Raw genomic sequence first — 18759 nt, forward strand, 5'->3', positions numbered from 1 at the left:
CGCGATGCGCGGTTCGTCAGAAGTCGAACTGGGCGCCGACCATGACGGTGCGCGGCTTGCCGACGCGGAAACCGGCCGGGCGAATGGAGGCGACGTAGGTCTCGTCGGTGAGGTTCTCCACCTCGGCGAACAGCTTGGCGTGCTTGGTCAGCCGGTAGTTCGCGGACAGGTCGACGATGGTGCGGGCATCGACCTTCTCGCCGGCCGGGATCGGCCCGCTGCCGGCCACCGCGCGGCTTTCGCCGACGTAATTGGCCGTGGCATGGACGCCGAAGCGCTCACCGACCACGCCTGCGGAAAGCGAGAGCTGGTGCTCGGGCGTGTTGGGCAGCTCGTCACCTTGCTGCACGTCGCCCCAGGCGCCGTAGTCGGAGTCGAAGCTGTTCTGGAACTCGGTGTCGGTCCAGGTGTAGGCAAGGCGAACCGGCAGGTTGACCCCCCAGTCGCGTCCGGCGGCCAGGTCGTACAGGGCGAGCGCCTCGATGCCGCGGACCTCGACTTCACCGCCATCGAAGCTGTCGCCGATGTCACAGCCGCCGCCGGTCGACGCGGTGCACACACCGACCAGGTTCTCGTAGTCATTGAGAAAACCGATCAGCTCGGACTGGAACGCGCCGTTGTTGTAGCGGAAACCGGCTTCCCAGTTGACGGCCTCTTCCTCTTGGGCACCGCCAACACCGGTGGGGGCAAAGCCTTTGTAGACGCCGCCGAGCAGCTGCCAGTTGTCGTTGACGTCGAAGGTCGCGCCCAGTCCCGGGATGAGGACGTTGTAGTCGGCGGACTCGTCGTCGCGCGAGACGGTGGTGCGATCGGCATCGGCATAGCGGGTGCGGTCGATGGCGATCGATTCGTAACGCAGCCCGGGCGTGACGGCCAGCCGGCCGAAGTCCATCCGATCCTGAACGAAGGCGGCGACGGTCTTCGCTTCGGTGACACGGTTGCCCGCGCCGCCGAGCTCGCCGCGCTCGGTCAACACCAGTGAACCGTCGACCATGTCGTATTGGTCGACCCACTGGAATCGATCGATCTCGTCTTCGTGGTAGCGCAGGCCGAACTTCAGGTGGTGGTCGACGTCGCCGGCCGCGATACGCCAGTTGGCACGCGATTCGATCCCCTGCGAAACGTACTCGCGGTTGTTGGCCTTGATATTGCCACGCAGGTCGGCGTCGTTCGCGCCGGTGATCCAGCTCATTTCGTCGCTGTGGGTGTCGGGGTCGTCGAGGATGGCCGAGATACCGGTGCCGTCGACGTCGTTGAGCTTGTACCAGTTGCGGTGGAATTCGTTCCGGTACAGCGTGGTGGTCACGTCCATCGCCGGGCTCAACTCGACGAAATGGCGCAGCTGGTACTGGGTATGCTCGGTGTCGATCCGGTCATTGGCCGAGCCGGCGTAGCGGCGAAACGGATCGGCCTCGTAGTCCTCGCGGGTCAGGCCCAGGTAGGTCTCTTCGATGGCCTTTTCGTCGCGGGCGAGCTTGAGTTCGAGCTCCTGGTAGCGCTCGGCGCTGGCCGGCGTGTTGATGCGGAACTTGCCCAGGTAGTTCTGGATTTCGTAGCCGGGATGCTCGTCGCCGCGCCGGGGCGTGTCCAGCTCACGGAAGCCGTCGGTGGCATCCTGGTAGGTCTCGAGCAGGTAGCCGAAGGTCTCCTCGCTGTCGCCGTACCAGGCATGCAGGCGGCGGGCGTCGCGCTCGCCGGCAGAGAGGCGCACTCGACCCTGTGCCTCGCCCGGGATGGGAGTGGAGGTCATGTTCAGGGCACCGCCGATGGTGTAGGGGCCGTACTCGATCGATGACGAGCCCTTGCGCACCTCGACCGAGTGCATGCGGGCGATATTGGGGAAGTAGTAGGCGGACGGTGCCGCGTAGGGGGCGGGCGCGATCATCACGCCATCCTCCATCACCGTGATCCGGCTGTTCCGATCCTGGTTCGCGCCGCGGATGGAGATGTTCGGGAACAGGCCGTGGCCCTCTTCCTCGGTGACGTATACGCCCGGCACCTGTCGCAATACCTTCATCGAATCGTTGCCGGGGATGGTCTCGAGGGTCTGGGCGTCGAGCACATGCGCGGAGCCGGCCACGTCGCGGATCGCCGCCGCTCCGCCGACGATCGATATGCGATCGAGAACCGGGCTGGTGGCGATCGGCACGGGAACGGTGGTCTCGTCCCCCATGGCCGGGGTGGCGAGGACGGTGGCGATGGCGGCGGCGAGTGTGCCGCGTCTTGCGGATCTAAGGATCATGAAGGCTCTCCAGTCATGTCGTCATCGGTGACCGCTCAGGGGCGGTCAGGAGGGCGAAGGCTGGCTGGCTTGATCCGCAGACGGGGATCTGGCTGGCTCGCGTTCTAAGTCGGTTTTGTCTACTTGGTCAGGATCAGCTTGTTCGAGGCCGTGATGCGAAGCAGGTACCACTGGCCGTCGTGCTGGATTCGGATCTGCCCCGTCGGACCCAGTAATCGTTCACTGACGATCGTCGGAGGTTCCGGTCGGGCGGGACGTGATTCTCCTTGTGGTTGCTGCATGGGTCGTTGGCTCCATGTTTCAGGCAAAGGGCGGTCGGTTGGTGTCGGCGACCATGCCTCCCGTCGGGACGGGGCATTACCACCAGCAGGCGGCCGGGCCGTGTTGGTCGCCGCCTCCTCCGTGGCAGTGCCGACGGCGCGCTTGGCGCGCCCCAAGAGCGTCGGTGACCGGGCAGGGCGATCTGCTGACGCACAGACCTGCCCGAGGTCGGCGGGGATCATATTCATTTGCAGGCACAAATGCAAACCAATACCATTTGCGTTTATCGAGAGCCGTGCCCGTTCATGAGCAAGGGCGGGGTGGCTTTTGTGGTCTCGCTGGCTGTCATCCGCGGTCAGGGATGCAGTAAAGTGCCCGCCAAGCAGGTCGGGGTTACGTCCCGACCGAACAGGTATCCGGAGGGAAGATTGATGGGTTCTGCTGTGCTGGCGGTTCTGCTGGGCTTGGTGATCCTCGTGTGGAGCGCCGACCGGTTCGTCGAGGGGGCGGCCGCCACGGCCAAGCATCTCGGCATGTCGCCGCTGCTGATCGGCATGGTGATCATGGGGTTCGGTACCTCGGCCCCCGAGCTGGTGGTGTCGGTGATGTCCGCCATCGATGGCAGCCCGGGCATCGCCCTGGGTAACGCCTATGGCTCGAACATCGCCAATATCGCCCTGATCCTGGGCCTGACCGCGGTGATCGCGCCGATTGCCGTGCACTCGCAGGTGATCCGCCGCGAGCTGCCGATCCTGCTCGGCGTCACCGCCATTGCCGCGTTGCAGGTGCACGACGGCGAGATCACGCGCGTGGAGGCGATCATTCTGCTGGTGCTGCTGGTGGTCCTGCTGGGCTGGAACATCTACCAGGGACGTCGCGGACAGGTGGATGCCCTGGGCGGCGAGGTCGAGCAGGAGCTGGTCAGCCACCCGATGCCGCTGAAGAAGGCGCTGATCTGGGTGGCGATCGGCCTGATCCTGCTGGTGGTCAGTTCGCGTCTGCTGGTGTGGGGCGCGGTCGACATCGCCCAGTTCTTCGGTGTCAGCGATCTCGTCATCGGCCTGACGGTGGTGGCCATCGGCACCTCGCTGCCGGAACTGGCCTCGTCGATCGCGGCGATCCGCAAGAACGAGCACGACATGGCGTTGGGCAATGTCATCGGATCGAACCTGTTCAACACGCTGGCGGTGGTCGGCCTGGCCGGAGTGATCCACCCCATGGCCGCCGAGCCCGAGGTGTTCACGCGCGACATGCTGGTGATGGGCGCGCTGACGCTGGCGTTGTTCTTCTTTGCCTATGGCTTCCGTGGTCCCGGCCGGATCAACCGGATCGAGGGCGTGGTGCTGCTGGCGGCCTTCGCCGGCTATACCGCCTACCTGTTAGGCACGACTTTCGTCGGCTGAGATGGGCCATTCCTGTCCGCTTTGCGGTGACAGGCTGGCACCGTTTGCCACGGTGGCCGACGGCCCGAAGCGCGCCGGTCAGACACTGGATTTCCTCGACTGCCCGAGCTGCCGGCTGGTGGTGCGCGACCCGGCCGCCTGGCCCTCGCCCGGGGCGGAGGCCGACTACTACCGCCTGCACGAGAATCGTGCCGACGATCCCGGCTATCGCCGCTTTCTCGCCCCCGCCTTCGCGCATCTGGCCGACGTACTGACCCCGGGAGTGCACGCCCTGGATTTCGGTTGCGGGCCGGACTCGGCCCTGATCGCCATGGCACGCGAGCGGGGCGTCGAGATGGCCGGCTGGGACCCGCAGTTCCGCCCCGACGCGCAGGTGCTCGAGCGAGGTCCGTATGACGTCATCACCTGTACCGAGACGGTCGAACACCTGCACCGCCCGAGCGCGGTGTTCGAGCGGCTGGAACGGCTGCTGCGCCCCGGCGGGCGGCTGATCGTCCAGACCGGTTTCGTCCCCGAACGGCCCGCCTTCGACAACTGGCACTACCGCCGTGATCCCACCCACGTGATCCTGTATCGGGCCGAGACCTTTCAATGGCTGGCCGCCGCGCGTGGCTGGCAGGTGGTGGCGATCGAGGCGCCCGTGGCGGTGTTCGAGAGGCCGGCGTCGACTTGATCGTGGCGGGCGGGCTGCCTAACGTTTCGGTTTCAGCCTGCCACCGCCGAGGAATGCCATGAAAGCGATCGGATTCGAACGCCACCTGCCCGTCGACCATCCCGAGGTCTTTCGTGCCTTCGATCTGCCGGTGCCCGAGCCCGGGTCACACGACCTGCGGGTGGCGGTGGAAGCGGTCTCGGTCAACCCGGTCGATACCAAGGTGCGTGCGCCGCGGCACGCGGACCCGGACCATCCCGACAATCGCGCCGACCCGGCCCCGCGTGTGCTGGGCTTCGATGCCCTCGGCGTGGTCGATGCGGTCGGCGACTCGGTGACCCGTTTCCAGCCGGGCGACGTGGTGTTCTATGCCGGTGACATCGGCCGGCCGGGCAGCAACGCCGAATTCCAGCTGGTCGACGAGGCGATCGTCGGCCACGCCCCGCGCGGTATCGAGCCGGCCGACGCCGCTGCCCTGCCGCTGACCGCGCTCACCGCCTGGGAGACGCTGTTCGATCGGCTGGGGCTGGCGCCCGATGGTGAGGATGCCGGTACCCCAATACTCCTGATCAACGGGGCCGGTGGGGTCGGCTCGATGGCGATCCAGCTGGCCCGTGCCGCCGGTCTGAGGGTGATCGCCACCGCCTCGCGACCCGAATCGCGGCAATGGTGCCTCGATCTGGGCGCCGAGGTGGTGGTCGACCATTTCGCTGACCTGCCGGCCCAACTGGCCGAGCACGGTATCAGTGAGATCCCGGCGATTGCCTGCTTCAATGACCTCGACCGGCACTACACCGCCATGGCCGAACTGGTCGCGCCGCAGGGACGGCTGGCGAGTATCGTCGGCAACAAGTCGCCGCTGCCGTTCCAGGAACTGCGCAACAAGAGTGTCGGATTCTTCTGGGAATACATGTTCACCCGGCCGCGCTTCGACACCGCGGACAAGGGGCGGCAGGGCGAGATCCTCGATACCGTCGCGACCATGGTCGAGGAGGGACGGGTGCTGACCACCCGCCACGAGGTGCTCGGCGAGATAAGCGCCGAGAACCTGCGAGCCGCCCATCGTGCGCTGGAAGGCGGGCACGTGATCGGCAAGCTGGTCCTCTCCGGTTTCAGCGACTAGTTTTCCACTCGCCGTATGAAAAAAGCGCCCCCGGTTTCTGTCGGGGGCGCTTTGCGTTCCGTCGGGTGGGCTGGTGCATAGGGAAACTCTGCACGAATGCCATGCCACTCTGGCTGGGCGAGTCGTTCGTGGTCAAGGCGCGCAGAGCGGTATGGCATTCGTGCAGAGTTTCCCTAGCAGGTTCGGGCGAGCTGATCCTGGACCAGTGCCCGCGTGCGGGCCGTGATCCAGCGCGCCGGTTCGGCCAGGGCCTGCTCGAGCGTGATCGAGCCGTCGCAAAGGGCGCGGGCGTCGGTCAGGCCGAAGGCGGCCAGTTCCGACTCGCTGCAGGCAATGCTGCCGGCGACAGCCACGACCGGCACGCCAAGCTGCCGCGCCCGGCCAACCACCTCGGCGACCACCTTGCCGCGCGAGGTCTGGCCGTCGATTTGCCCCTCGCCGGTAATCACCAGCTGCGAGGCGCCGATCGCCGCGTCCAGGTCGATCAGATCGGCGAGGTAGCTCGCACCCATGCGGGCCGTGCCGCTGAGGACGCAGCCGAGCGCAAAGCCCAGCCCTCCGGCTGCACCAGCGCCCGGCGCATCGGCCGGGCGGTGCAGGCCGCCCGCCGCGTCGATCACCTCGGCCAGCCGGACCAGGTGGGCGTCCATGGCCTCGATATCGGCCTCGGCCAGCCCCTTCTGTGGACCGAACACGGCGCTGGCGCCGTGCGGGCCGGTCAGCGGGTTGTCGACGTCGTTGAGCACTACGATCTCGACTTCCTCCAGTCGCGGGACGAGTTCGGTGATGTCCACGCGAGCCAGCGAGGCAAGTCCCGCCGGTGTCGGTGGCAATTCGCGGCCGTCGGCATCGAGAAAACTTACGCCCAGTGCGGCGAGCATGCCGGCGCCGCCATCGACGGTGCCACTACCGCCCAGGCCGATCAGCAATTGCTCCGCGCCGGCCTCGATGGCGATAGCCATCAACTCGCCGACGCCGCGGCTGTCCAGTTGCCAAGGATTGCGGCGGTCCGATGGCACCAGATCCAGCCCACAGGCCGAGGCGACGTCGATCACCGCTCGCCGACCATCGGCATCGAAGCCCCAGCCGGCGGAGACGTGATCCCCGCTCGGGCCGTGGACGTCCGACAGGTGCCACTCCCAGCCGAGCGTGTGCGTGATCAGGTCCGCGGTGCCCTCGCCGCCGTCGGCCATGGGTAGGGCACGGATCTGAGCCCTCGGGCAGGCGGCATGAACGCCGCGCGCCATGGCGTTGGCCACGGCGACAGCATCCAGGCTGCCCTTGAAGCTGTCCGGGCAGAGCACGACCGGCAGCGGATCAGACAAGGATCAGCCCCAGCAAGTAGATGGTGACCATCGCGCTGATGCCCTGCAGCAGGGTGGCGGTGGTGAATGCCTTGTAGGCCGTGGACACCTTCATGCGGCTGAACTGCGAGACCACCCAGAAAAAGCTGTCGTTGGCGTGCGAGACGGTCATCGCGCCGGCGCCGACGGCCATCACGGCGAGTACCCGGCCCATGTCCGAGTCCAGCCCCAGGTCGGGCAGCAACGGGGCGACCAGCGTCGAGGCGGTCACCAGCGCCACGGTCGAGGAACCCTGCGCGGACTTCAGTGCCGCGGCGATGATGAACGGCACCAGCAGCCCGAGGCCGAGCCCAGCGAGCGCCGTGCCCAGTTGGTCGCCCAGCGGGGTGGCCCGCAGCACGTTGCCGAACGCGCCGCCGGCGCCAGTGATCAGGATGATCGGTGCGGCCAGCAGAATGCCGTCGACGGTGATCTGGTGGAAGCGGTCCTTGCGATCCGCGCCCTTGATCAGGCCGAAGGCGGCGATCACGCCGATGGCGAGCGCGACGACCGGCTGACCGAGAAAGATCAGGGTGGAGGCGAGCATGCCCGGGGCGGCGTCGCGCGTGGCGAGGCTGGCGACCGAGCCCAGGCAGATCAGCGCGATCGGGGCGATGATCGGCATGAAGGAGGCCAGCGTCGACGGACGATGGGTCATGTCCGGTTCGGGTTCCTCGATTTCCTCGCCAACCGCCTCGCTGATCGGGTCCGGCTCCAGCAGTTCCTCGTCGTTGGCCTTGGAGTAGCGACCTGCCCAGAGTGCGCCGACCACGGCGGTGACCGCGGCGACGACCAGGCCGACCAGGATCACCAGGCCCAGCGAGTCGGCGATGTCGAGGTTGGCTGCCGCGGCGATCGGGCCCGGCGTCGGCGGGACGAAGTTGTGGGTGGCGAACAGGCCGGTCGCCAGTGCCACGCTCATCGCGACCACCGAGATGCCGGTCTTCTTCGCCAGCGCGTTCTTGAGCGAGTTGAGGATCACATAGCCCGAGTCGCAGAACACCGGGATCGAGACGATGTAACCGATCAGGGAGACGGTGAAGTTCGGGAAGCGATCCGACAGCAGGCGGATGATCGCCTCGGCCATGACGATGGCCGCACCACTGCGCTCGAGGATCACGCCGATGATGGTGCCCAGTGCGATCACGATGCCGATGTAGCCGAGCGTGCCGCCGAAGCCGTCGTTGATGAGACCGATGGCCTCCTTGGGGGCGATCCCGCCGGCCAGTGCCATGGCGAAAGCGGCCAGCAACAGGGCCAGGAACGGGTGCATGCGTAGTTTCGCGGTGGCGAACACCAGCGCGATCACCACGATGATCAGGCTTGCGATAAGCATGGTGCTCATTCTCCTTGGGGGATGGTTGCGTTGTTGTTTTTATCGGCGTCGCCGTACCGGCATGGACGGCGACCGTGGGAGTCTAGACGCGGTGCCCGGTCGCCGCGACATGGAATTTCCGATCTGCCGATCCAGTGCGTTTTCCCCGCCAATACATGGCAAGCGAGTGCAGGAATGCATTGCATGCGCCCCACCTCACCCGGGCGATTGCTCGGTGTCGTCGACGCAAAAAAAGCCGCTTCCCGAAACGGGAGGCGGCTTTACGAGTGCCGATCGGTTGTGCCCGACCAGGCGCTGAAGCAAGGGAGTGGTGGGCCCAACAGGACTCGAACCTGTGACCAAGCGATTATGAGTCGCCTGCTCTAACCAACTGAGCTATGGGCCCTGGAGGTGGCGAGAACCACGCGGGCCGGCGGTGAGCCGGCCCGGGGGGGATTATTCCAACTTCGCGTCGATGAAGCTGCGCAGCTTCTCCGAGCGTGACGGGTGGCGCAGCTTGCGCAGTGCCTTGGCCTCGATCTGACGGATACGCTCGCGGGTGACGTCGAACTGCTTGCCGACCTCCTCGAGGGTGTGGTCGGTGTTCATGCCGATGCCGAAGCGCATCATCAGTACCTTGGCCTCGCGCGGGGTCAGCGTCGAGAGGATCTCGCGCACGATCTCGGAGAGCGAGGCGTTGGTGGCCGAGTCCAGCGGCGAGACCGCGCCCTGGTCCTCGATGAAGTCGCCCAGGCTCGAATCGTCGTCCTCGCCGATGGGCGTCTCCATGGAGATCGGTTCCTTGGAGATCTTCATCACCCGGCGAACCTTGTCCTCGGGCAGGTCCATCCGCTCGGCCAGCTCTTCCGGGGTGGCCTCGCGGCCCATCTCCTGGAGCATCTGCCGGCTGATGCGGTTGAGTTTGTTGATCGTCTCGATCATGTGCACCGGGATGCGGATGGTGCGCGCCTGGTCGGCGATCGAGCGGGTGATCGCCTGGCGGATCCACCAGGTGGCGTAGGTCGAGAACTTGTAGCCGCGGCGGTATTCGAACTTGTCGACCGCCTTCATCAGGCCGATGTTGCCTTCCTGGATCAGGTCGAGGAACTGCAGGCCGCGGTTGGTGTACTTCTTGGCGATCGAGATGACGAGACGCAGGTTGGCCTCGATCATCTCCTTCTTTGCCCGGCGGGCCTTGGCCTCGCCCAGGGTCACCTGGCGGTTGACCTCGCGGATCTGGCCGACCGAGAGCTGGCTGTCGCGCTCGACCATGGCGAGCCGCTTGGCCAGGCGCTCGATCTCCGGCTGCGCGGCGGCGAACTTGGCCGTCGGCTTGCCCTTCGTGACCTCGGCGATCCAGTCGTTGCTGGTCTCGTGGCCGCGGAAGGCGTGGATGAAGGTCTCGCGCTTGATGCCACCCTTCTCGACGGCCTGCTGCAGGATCTGCTTTTCCAGCAGGCGTACGCGGGCGATGGCGTCACGCACCTGCTTGACCAGCCGCTCGTTGAAGTTCGGGTTGAGCTTCAGGGTGATCAGCTGGTCGGCGATCTGGTCGGTGAGCGCCTTGATCTTGTCGCCGTCGGTCTTGGCCTTGCGGCTCTTGGTGGCAATGGCGTGGCGCTTCTCGTGCAGATCCTTGAGATCCATGACGACGGCACGCACCGCCTCGACGTCGATGCCGGTGTCCTTCTCGTCCTCGTCATCGTCGTCCGAGTCGTTCTTGTTGCCGCCCGGGGTCGGGATCTCGTCGTCGAGCACGTGGAAGCCGACCACGACGTCGGCGAGCTTGATCTCCTCGGCCTCGACACGGGCGTACTGGGCCAGCAGGGTGTCCAGCGTCGGCGGGAAGGCCGCCATGGCGATGGTGACTTCGCGCAGGCCTTCCTCGATGCGCTTGGCGATCTCGATCTCGCCCTCGCGGTTGAGCAGGTCGACCGTGCCCATCTCGCGCATGTACATGCGCACCGGGTCGGTGGTACGGCCGAACTCGGCATCCACCTGCGAGGCGAGAACGGCGACGGCCTCCTCGGTGGCCGCGTCGTCGTCGGAAACGCGCTGTTCGTCCGACAGGCCCAGGTCATCCTTGTCCGGCGGCGTCTCGGCCACGTGGATACCCATGTCCTGGATCATGCCGATGATCACTTCGATCTGTTCGGCGTCTACCAGCGACTCGGGCAGATGGTCATTGATCTCGGCATACGTCAGGTAACCCTGCTCGTTGCCCAGGGCGATCAACTGCTTGATGCTGGTCTGTTGGTCTTGCTGCATCGGCGTGGAACCTGCTCCGGCAATTCGATGAAAAACGTCTGCGGCCGCGCCGCGGGCTGGCGGGCGCCATGTCCCGGCGTCATGTCTTTGGATTCTGGCGGCGCGAGGAGACGTCCGGGTCTCGCGCGGGTGTCCCGAAGGGCCGGTCGATCGGACGGGCTGACGGTTCGGGTGTTCCCGTTGGGGAACAAGAAATTATAACGTGTGGGCGGCCTTTCGTCCATGTGCGGCGCCGGTGAGAGCGGCGCCATCGGGGTGTTCAGCGGCGCGTGGAGTCGCCGGTCAGGCCGGATCGCAGTTGCCGTTTCTTCGCCTCGAGCGCCTCACGCCGACGCCGTTTTTCCAGTATGTCGCTGAGCATCGTGGCGGCGTTTTCCTCGTTTTCAATACCCACGAGCTCCTGGGCCTCGGCGGCCTGCCGGTCGTCGGGCTGCAGCTGGTCGGTCAGCAGTCGGCCGATCACGGCCGGTGGTTGCCCTTCGTGCCAAACCGATTCGGGGCGCACGCGCTCGATCAGGCGCGGGTAGGCGAGCAGCAGCCGCAGGATGATGTGTTCTTCCGAACGCGACGGCGGCGGGCGCTTGGCGGCGGTCGGGCCGGTGGACTCGCCGGCCTCGCGCATCGGCTTGCCGAACAGGCCGTGATGGCGGTCGACCTGACGTTCGGTCAGGCGGCGCAGGCTGCCGGGCGGCATGCTTGCGATCAGCTGGTGAGCCTGCTTGTTCTTGCGCGCCCGGGCGGCGGTATCGTCGCCGGGGATGCTCTCGTCCAGGTGCAGGGTGAGGAAGCGATCGAAACCGAGTGCCTCCTGCTCGACGAAGCGCTCGAAACCGGCCTTGCCGTGGGCGCGCACGTAGCTGTCAGGGTCCTCGCCCTCGGGCAGGAAGGCGAAGCGCAGGTCGCGCCCGTCCTGCATCAGCGGCAGGGCGACCGAGAGTGCCTTGACCGCCGCACGCCGGCCGGCGGCATCGCCATCGAAGCAGAACACCAGCCGCTCGGTCTGACGAAAGAGCAGGGCGAGCTGCTCGGCGGTGGTTGCCGTGCCCAGCGTCGCCACGGCGTGAGCCACGCCGTTCTGCGCCAGCAGGATCACGTCCATGTAGCCTTCGACCACGATCAACTGGTCGGGGCGCTGACCGACTTGTCGCGACTCGTACAGCCCGTAGACGCCGAAGCCCTTGTGGAAGAGCTCGGTCTCCGGCGAGTTGAGGTACTTGGGCTCGCCGGGCCCGATCACCCGGCCACCGAAGCCGATCACGTGCCCGCGCGGGTCGCGGATGGGAAAGATCACTCGACCGCGGAAGCGGTCGTAGCGATCGCCGTTGTCCCGCTGGATCAGAAGCCCCGTGGCGACGAGTTCCTCGGCGGTTGCCCGGCCAGCCAGTGCCGCCTCGACGTGATTGCCCGCAGGCGCGAAACCCAGTGCGAAGCGGGCGGCCGTCTCGCCGGTCAGTCCGCGCTGCTTGAGAAAGTCGATCGCCTCGGGCGAGCGCTTGAGGTTGCCGCGGAACCAGTCGGTCGCCACGGCGGTGACCTGGCGCAACCGGCCGATGCGGTCGAGTTTTTCCTGGTCGCCTTTCTCGCGCGGAATCTCCAGGCCCAGGCGGCCGGCGAGATGTTCGATCGCGGTGGGGAAGTCCAGGTGGTCGTATTCCATCAGGAATCCCACCACGTTGCCGTGCACCCCGCAGCCGAAGCAGTGATAGAACTGCTTCTCGGGGGTGACGTAGAACGAGGGCGTCTTCTCCTGGTGGAACGGGCAGCAGGCCGCGAATTCCTTGCCCTTCTTCTTCAGCGGCACGCGCGCGCCGATCACCTCGACGATGTCCGAGCGCGAGACGACTTCCTCGACGAAGGCTTCCGGGATGCGGCTCATGGGCTCCTCAACGCTAGAACGAGAAAAACCGGCCCCCCGCGGGGGAGCCGGTTTGCTTGGATCACGGTGCGAGCGTGGCCCGACCCGAGCAAGGCGTTACGCCGCCTTGTCGAGCAGGTCGAGCAGGTCGCCGATTTCCATCGCCTTCGGCTTGACCAGCCAGAAGCGCTGCAGGAAGGCATCGAAGTCTTCCAGGATCTCGCGGGCACGCGCGCTGTCGGTGCGGCGGGCGTGCTCCTCGAGGATCGAGCGCAGGTGCTGGCGATGCGGCTCGAGCTCGGCGGCCTGCAGGCGGTGGATGTCGACCAGCTCGTGGTTGTAGCGGTCGACGAAGTCGTTCGCCTCGTCGAGGACGTAGGCGAAGCCGCCGGTCATGCCGGCACCGAAGTTGATGCCGGTGTGGCCGAGGATGGTGACGACACCGCCGGTCATGTACTCGCAGCCGTGGTCGCCACAACCCTCGATCACCGCCTGGGCGCCCGAGTTGCGCACGGCGAAGCGCTCGCCGGCCTGGCCGGCGGCGTACAGCTTGCCGTTCGTCGCGCCGTACAGGCAGGTGTTGCCGATGATCGGGGTCTCGTTGGTGGCAAACGAGCTGCCCTTGGGCGGGTAGATGACGATCTCGCCACCGGCCATGCCCTTGCCGACGTAGTCGTTGGCATCGCCCTCGAGCTCGAGATGCAGGCCGCCGGCATTGAACACGCCGAAGCTCTGGCCGGCGATGCCGGTGAACCGAAGCTTGATCGGGTGCTCGTTCATGCCCTGGTTGCCGTGGCGGCGGGCGATCTCGCCCGAGACACGCGCGCCGATCGAGCGATCGGTGTTGCGGATGTCGAAGGCGTACTCGCCGCCGGTCTTGCCCTCGATCGCCGGCATGACCTCCTTGACGATCTTCTCGGCCAACAGGCCCTTGTCGTGCGGGTCGTTGTGCGGCGCGACGCAGCAGTTGGGCGCATCCGAGACCATGCCCGCATCCGAGAGGATCTTGGACAGGTCGAGATGGCGCTGCTTGTCGGTGGCCGGTTCACGCAGCTCGAACAGGTCGGTGCGGCCGATCAGCTCTTCGATCGAGCGTACGCCGACGCTCGCCATCAGGTGGCGTGCCTCTTCGGCGATGAAGCGGAAGTAGTTGACCAGCTTGTCGACCTCGCCCTTGAAGTGCTCCAGGCGCAGCACCTTGTTCTGCGTCGCGACACCGGTGGCGCAGTTGTTCAGGTGGCAGATGCGCAGGAACTTGCAGCCGATCGCGATCATCGGGCCGGTGCCGAAGCCGAAGCTTTCCGCGCCGAGGATCGCCGCCTTGACCACGTCCAGACCGGTCTTCAGCCCGCCGTCGGTCTGCAGACGGACCTTGTCGCGCAGGTCGTTGGCGCGCAGGGTCTGGTGCGCTTCGGTCAGGCCGAGCTCCCAGGGGCTGCCGGCGTACTTGACCGAGGTCAGCGGGCTCGCGCCGGTGCCGCCGTCGTAGCCGGAGATGGTGATCAGGTCGGCATAGGCCTTGGCCACACCGGCAGCGACGGTGCCCACGCCCGGCTCAGAGACCAGCTTGACCGAGACCAGCGCCTCGGGATTGGTCTGCTTGAGGTCGAAGATCAGCTGGGCCAGATCCTCGATCGAGTAGATGTCGTGGTGCGGCGGGGGTGAGATCAGTGCCACGCCCGGGCGGGCATAGCGCAGCTTGCCGATGAACTCGTCGACCTTGTGACCCGGCAGCTGGCCGCCTTCGCCCGGCTTGGCGCCCTGGGCGATCTTGATCTGCAGCACCTCGGCATTGACCAGGTAGTGCGGCGTGACGCCGAAGCGGCCGGAGGCGATCTGCTTGATCTTGCTCATCTTCGGCGTGTTGAAGCGCGCCGGGTCCTCGCCGCCCTCACCGGAGTTCGAGCGGGCACCCAGGCGGTTCATCGCCTCGGCGATGGTCTCGTGCGCCTCGGGGGAGAGGGCACCGAGGCTCATGCCGGCCGAGTCGAAGCGCGAGACGATCGATTCGACGGACTCGACCTCGTCGAGCGGAATCGGCTTGAGGTCGCCCTTGAGGCGGAACATGTCGCGGAAGGCGGCGGCCGGACGCTCGTTGACGTGGGCGGCGTATTCCTCCCAGGCTTGGTAGTCGTCTTCCTTGACCGCCTTCTGCAGCGTCTGGACCACGTCCGGGTTGTAGGCGTGGTACTCGCCGCCGTCGATGTACTTCAACAGGCCACCCTGACGCGGCAGCTTGCGCTTGGTGAAGGCCTCCTTGATCAGGATTTTCTGGTCGGCCTCCAGATCGGCGAAGCGGGCGCCGGCGACGCGGCTGGTGGTGTCCTTGAAGCAGAGATCCACGACCTCGTCGGCCAGACCGATCACCTCGAACAGCTGGGCGCCGCGGTAGCTCGCGATCGAGGAGATGCCCATCTTCGACAGGATCTTCTTCAGGCCCTTGTTGATGCCCTTGACGTAGTTGCTGGCCAGACGGTCGGCCTGCTTGACGTCGATCTGCTTGCGCCGACGCATGTCGTTGATCGACTCGAATGCCAGGTACGGGAACACCGCGGTCGCGCCGTAGCCGATCAGCACCGCGTTGTGGTGCGGGTCGCGGGCGGTGGCGGTCTCGACCACGATGTTGGCGTCGGTGCGCAGGCCTTCCTTGATCAGGCGGTGGTGGACCGCGCCGGTGGCCAGCAGGGCGTGGACCGGCAGGCGGTCGGAGGCGATGTTGCGGTCGGAGAGCACCAGAACGACGTGCTCGCCCTTGACGGCCGCGACCGCCTCGTCGGTGATGCGACGGATGGCCGCTTCCAGGCCTTCGCCCGGCTCGTAGTTGAGCTCGATGCGCTGCGAGGAGAATTCCTTGTCGGCGAGCTTGGTCAGGGCCTCGAAGCGCGCCGGCGTGAGGATCGGGCTTTCCAGCTGCACGCGATGGGCGTGCTCCGGGGTTTCCTCGAAGACGTTGCGCTCGCGGCCGATCAGGGTCTCGAGCGACATGACCACGGCCTCGCGCAGCGGGTCGATCGGCGGGTTGGTCACCTGGGCGAACTGCTGACGGAAGTAGTCGAACACCGACCGCTGGGTCTGCGAGAGCACGGCCATCGGGGTGTCGTCACCCATCGAGCCGATGGCTTCCTGACCGTTCTCGGCCAGCACGCGGATCACCTGATCGCGCTCCTCGAAGGAGAGCAGGAACGCCTTCTCGTAGGTGCGGACGGCGTCCTCGTCCATCTCGTTGAGCGACAGCACCTCCTCGTCGGCGACCGAGTGCTTCAGGCGCGCCGACTGCTCGCGCAGCCACTGGCGGTAAGGCTTGCGGGCCTTGAGGCGCTCGTCGATCTGCGGCGGCAGGACCAGCTCGCCCTCGGCGGTATCGACGGCGACCATCTGGCCGGGGCGGACGCGGCCCTTCTGCACCACGTCGGCCGGATCGTAGTCCCAGACGCCGATCTCGGAGGCGAGCGTGATGTGGCGGTCCTTGGTGATCACCCAGCGCGCCGGGCGCAGACCGTTGCGGTCCATGGCGCAGGCGACGAAACGGCCGTCGGTCATGACGATGCCGGCCGGGCCGTCCCAGGGCTCCATGTGCAGGGAGTTGAATTCGTAGAACGCACGCAGGTCGGCGTCCATGTGCTCGACGTTCTGCCAGGCCGGCGGCACGATCAGGCGCATGGCGTGGATCATGTCCAGCCCGCCGGTGATCAGCACCTCGAGCATGTTGTCCATGGACGAGGAGTCCGAACCGGTGGTGTTGACCAGCGGCTGGATGCGGTTCATGTCCGGGATCAGCGGCGAGGAGAACTTGGCCGCGCGCGCCAGCGCCCAGTTGCGGTTGCCGCGGATGGTGTTGATCTCGCCGTTGTGCGCGAGGTAGCGGAACGGCTGGGCGAGCTTCCATTCCGGGAAGGTGTTGGTCGAGAAGCGCTGGTGGAAGACCGCCTGCGAGGATTCCAGCGCCGGATCGTTGAGGTCCTTGTAGAAGCGCGGCAGGTCCTCGGGCATCAGGAGGCCCTTGTAGGAGATGACCTGGCTTGCGAGCGACGGGATGTAGAAGTCCGGGTCGTCCTGGATCAGGTTCTCGGCATCGCGACGGGCGACGAACAGCGCGGCGTTGAACTGCTTCTCGTCCATGCCCTCGGCCGGTGTGATGAACAGGTGTTCGATCTCCGGGCGCTTCTCGGCCGACATCTGGCCGAGCACCGACGGGTCGGTCGGCACGGTACGCCAGCCGGCGAGGTTGAGCCCCTGCTCGGCGATCGCGCCGACCAGAGCCTCGCGGGCGCGCTCGCGCTTGGCCTCGTCACGCGAGAAGAACACCACGCCCACCGCGTAGATTTCGGGCAGGTCGATCCCCTGGTCGGATGCCGCCTTGCGGAAGAAGGCATCCGGCTTTTTCAGCAGCAGGCCGCAGCCGTCGCCCGACTTGCCGTCGGCGGAGATGCCGCCGCGGTGGGTCATGCGGGCCAGTGCGCCGATCGCGGTCGATACCAGGCCGTGGCTGGCCTGGTCGTCCATGTGGGCGATCAGGCCGAAGCCGCAGTTCTCTTTCTCGAAACTCGGGTGGTACAGACCTTGGGTGGGGGCTTGGCTCATGAGTTGCGCATCCTCTTGGAATCTTCGGGCTAGCCGGGCGAGCGACGCTCATCCCGCCCTCGGCTTGGCGGCCCGGCCGCGGTGCCGGCGCGCCGCGAGGCGGGCTGGCTGGCCAGGGATTGCCGACCGTTGTTCGATGTGCGCCCGCATCGGGGAATTGGGCAAAATGGGCCGGAATTTTACCGGCCCGGCGGGGATCAGGCAAATCGACCCACGGCGCGCATGACGCCCGACGAGCCGATCAGGGGGTCGCGTCGGCGAGCCGGTCCTGGATCGCGCCCACCGAACGCGGGTAGGGCTTGAGATTCGTCAGATCGGTCGGCAGTTCGTCGATCGCATGGCGTGCCCGTTCGGCGGAGGGATAGTTGCCCAGCGTGACGGTGTAGAGGATCTTGCCGTCGATCCGCTGCGTGTAGATCCGCCATTCGTCGCGCGGCTGGCCTTCGCCAGCGAATCGCTCGATCATCTTGTTGGCATCATCGAGATTGCCGAACGCGGCCATCTGGATGGCAGCCCGGGCGCGGGGCTGGTCGCGGTACCAGTCGTTGTCGACGTCCGCCGGCGGTGTGGCGGCGGCGATGCCGCGGGCCTCTTCGCTCACGGGCTCGGCATCCACGCTCGCGGCCTCCGGCGCTTCGGCAGGGGCCGAGTCCGCCGGGGCCGACTCGGCTTGAGCTTCCGCTTGTGTCGCCGGTTCGTCGGCAGGCGCCTGCGTCGCCTCGGCGGTCGGGAAGGGTACGTGCGGCGGCTGGCCATGGTCGATGCCACTGAGATCCGGCGCCCCGCTGGCAGGTTCTGTCTGCGCCTTCTCGACCTCCGGTTCGGCCATGGCGGTTTCGGTGGACGTGTCGCCCGGCTCGGCGGCCTGCTCGGCGACCGAATCACTGCTCGTCTCGGCGCCGGCCTCGGGTTCGTTGGTGTCCGTGCCGGTCTGTGCCGATTCGGTCGCGGCGGGCTCGGAACGCTCCAGCAGGGCGAAGGCGCCCACGCTGACGACGGCGACACTCACCACAGCCGCGATCAGGAGGGTGGGGCTGGCCAGGGCCGATCGCCGGGCCGGCGGTGTCGGGGCCTGAGTGGCCGCGGCGGGGGCTTCCGCTGTTTCGCTGGTCGCGCCGGCCTGATCCGCCTGAGGCGCGACGCCCGCGGCCGCGGGCGATGCGTGCGGCTTCTGGGCGGCGCCGAGCAGTTGAGCGCAATGCAGGTCAGCGACCAAGCCCGCCAAAGGCTGGGCCGTTTCCACCTGCTCGCACAGGCCGGTCGCCCCGACCAGGAGGAACAGCACCCGCTCGCGGGCCAGGTCGTGGGCCTGGTTGATCAGCTCGAACAGGGCGTTCGCCCCGTCGGAATCCAGCCAGTGATCGGCATTTTCGACCACGATCAGCAGGCGGTCCTGTCCGTCCAGGGCGGCGGTAGCCGCCGTGATCAGCTGTTCGATGGTCTCGATGCCCGCAGAGAGCTGCAGCAGCGTGCTCAGCTGTTCGATCAGCGCACTCGAGCCGTTGCCGGCATCGGCGCGCAGCAGCACCGGGCGCACCTGCCGAGGGAGTTTCTGGCCGATCAGTTTGACGAACGCTCGGCGCTCCGCGGTGGAGTCGCCTTCGACGACCATGAAGCGGTCAGAGTACTTCGCGTACTGAACGATTCGTTCGGCCTGTTCCAGGGCGTGGTCCGTCGCGTCGGTCATGTCAGAGTCCTTCTGGCTGGGGTTGGGTG

11 protein-coding genes and 1 tRNA gene are annotated in these 18759 nt (G+C 66.9%); 3 read left to right on the top strand and 9 right to left on the bottom strand.

Features of this window, described 5'->3' with window-relative positions; all coding sequences use genetic code 11:
- Positions 1–16: 16 nt before the first annotated feature.
- Together AWR35_RS07250 and AWR35_RS10655 are read right to left on the bottom strand one after the other, a co-directional pair.
- Entirely contained in the window at positions 17–2242 is a 2226-nt protein-coding gene (locus tag AWR35_RS07250) for a TonB-dependent receptor (protein WP_058575295.1), read from the bottom strand.
- Between the two features lie 119 nt (positions 2243–2361).
- Positions 2362–2523, bottom strand: a complete 162-nt coding sequence (locus tag AWR35_RS10655) for a hemin uptake protein HemP (protein WP_082663992.1) — start codon at positions 2521–2523, stop codon at positions 2362–2364.
- Between the two features lie 411 nt (positions 2524–2934).
- Here AWR35_RS10655 and AWR35_RS07255 point away from each other — a divergent pair, with 411 nt between their 5' ends.
- Genes AWR35_RS07255 through AWR35_RS07265 form a run of 3 tightly spaced genes read left to right on the top strand, consistent with a single transcriptional unit; the run spans position 2935 to position 5681 of the window.
- Positions 2935–3906: a calcium/sodium antiporter gene (locus tag AWR35_RS07255; protein WP_058575296.1), complete on the top strand. Its 972-nt coding sequence runs from the start codon at positions 2935–2937 to the stop codon at positions 3904–3906.
- A gap of 1 nt (position 3907) precedes the next feature.
- Positions 3908–4579, top strand: coding sequence for a class I SAM-dependent methyltransferase (locus tag AWR35_RS07260; protein WP_058575297.1), 672 nt, complete (start codon positions 3908–3910; stop codon positions 4577–4579).
- A 58-nt stretch (positions 4580–4637) separates the two neighbouring features.
- Positions 4638–5681 carry a zinc-binding alcohol dehydrogenase family protein gene (locus AWR35_RS07265; RefSeq protein WP_058575298.1) on the top strand — a complete coding sequence of 348 codons (1044 nt, stop codon included), beginning with the start codon at positions 4638–4640 and terminating at the stop codon, positions 5679–5681.
- A gap of 173 nt (positions 5682–5854) precedes the next feature.
- On the opposite strand, the gene AWR35_RS07270 is transcribed toward AWR35_RS07265, so the two are convergent.
- The 7 genes from AWR35_RS07270 to AWR35_RS07300 form a co-directional block, all read right to left on the bottom strand.
- A complete protein-coding gene (locus AWR35_RS07270; protein ID WP_082663993.1) occupies positions 5855–7006 on the bottom strand; it encodes a glycerate kinase in 1152 nt (383 codons plus the stop codon).
- Positions 6999–8360, bottom strand: coding sequence for a GntP family permease (locus AWR35_RS07275; protein WP_058575479.1), 1362 nt, complete (start codon positions 8358–8360; stop codon positions 6999–7001). Before AWR35_RS07275 ends, AWR35_RS07270 begins: the two co-directional genes overlap by 8 nt.
- A gap of 308 nt (positions 8361–8668) precedes the next feature.
- Positions 8669–8745 (bottom strand) — tRNA-Ile (locus AWR35_RS07280).
- 50 nt (positions 8746–8795) lie between these two features.
- On the bottom strand, positions 8796–10631 hold the full coding sequence (rpoD, locus tag AWR35_RS07285; RefSeq protein ID WP_282096953.1) for an RNA polymerase sigma factor RpoD: 1836 nt from the start codon (positions 10629–10631) through the stop codon (positions 8796–8798).
- 235 nt (positions 10632–10866) lie between these two features.
- Positions 10867–12483, bottom strand: a complete 1617-nt coding sequence (dnaG, locus tag AWR35_RS07290; protein ID WP_058575300.1) for a DNA primase — start codon at positions 12481–12483, stop codon at positions 10867–10869.
- 96 nt (positions 12484–12579) lie between these two features.
- On the bottom strand, positions 12580–17043 hold the full coding sequence (gene gltB / locus AWR35_RS07295; protein WP_058575301.1) for a glutamate synthase large subunit: 4464 nt from the start codon (positions 17041–17043) through the stop codon (positions 12580–12582).
- Positions 17044–17284: 241 nt separating this feature from the next.
- Positions 17285–18730 carry an SPOR domain-containing protein gene (locus tag AWR35_RS07300; RefSeq protein ID WP_058575302.1) on the bottom strand — a complete coding sequence of 482 codons (1446 nt, stop codon included), beginning with the start codon at positions 18728–18730 and terminating at the stop codon, positions 17285–17287.
- Between the last annotated feature and the right edge of the window lie 29 nt (positions 18731–18759).

Source organism: Guyparkeria sp. WRN-7 (assembly GCF_001641825.1).
Classification (GTDB): domain Bacteria; phylum Pseudomonadota; class Gammaproteobacteria; order Halothiobacillales; family Halothiobacillaceae; genus Guyparkeria.

What these genes read in the sequence shown, in the direction of transcription:
- AWR35_RS07250 (WP_058575295.1), bottom strand. Translation starts at nt 2,242, where the DNA reads ATGATCCTTAGATCCGCAAGACGCGGCACACTCGCCGCCGCCATCGCC.
- AWR35_RS10655 (WP_082663992.1), bottom strand. Translation starts at nt 2,523, where the DNA reads ATGCAGCAACCACAAGGAGAATCACGTCCCGCCCGACCGGAACCTCCG.
- AWR35_RS07255 (WP_058575296.1), top strand. Translation starts at nt 2,935, where the DNA reads ATGGGTTCTGCTGTGCTGGCGGTTCTGCTGGGCTTGGTGATCCTCGTG.
- AWR35_RS07260 (WP_058575297.1), top strand. Translation starts at nt 3,908, where the DNA reads ATGGGCCATTCCTGTCCGCTTTGCGGTGACAGGCTGGCACCGTTTGCC.
- AWR35_RS07265 (WP_058575298.1), top strand. Translation starts at nt 4,638, where the DNA reads ATGAAAGCGATCGGATTCGAACGCCACCTGCCCGTCGACCATCCCGAG.
- AWR35_RS07275 (WP_058575479.1), bottom strand. Translation starts at nt 8,360, where the DNA reads ATGCTTATCGCAAGCCTGATCATCGTGGTGATCGCGCTGGTGTTCGCC.
- dnaG (WP_058575300.1), bottom strand. Translation starts at nt 12,483, where the DNA reads ATGAGCCGCATCCCGGAAGCCTTCGTCGAGGAAGTCGTCTCGCGCTCG.
- gltB (WP_058575301.1), bottom strand. Translation starts at nt 17,043, where the DNA reads ATGAGCCAAGCCCCCACCCAAGGTCTGTACCACCCGAGTTTCGAGAAA.
- AWR35_RS07300 (WP_058575302.1), bottom strand. Translation starts at nt 18,730, where the DNA reads ATGACCGACGCGACGGACCACGCCCTGGAACAGGCCGAACGAATCGTT.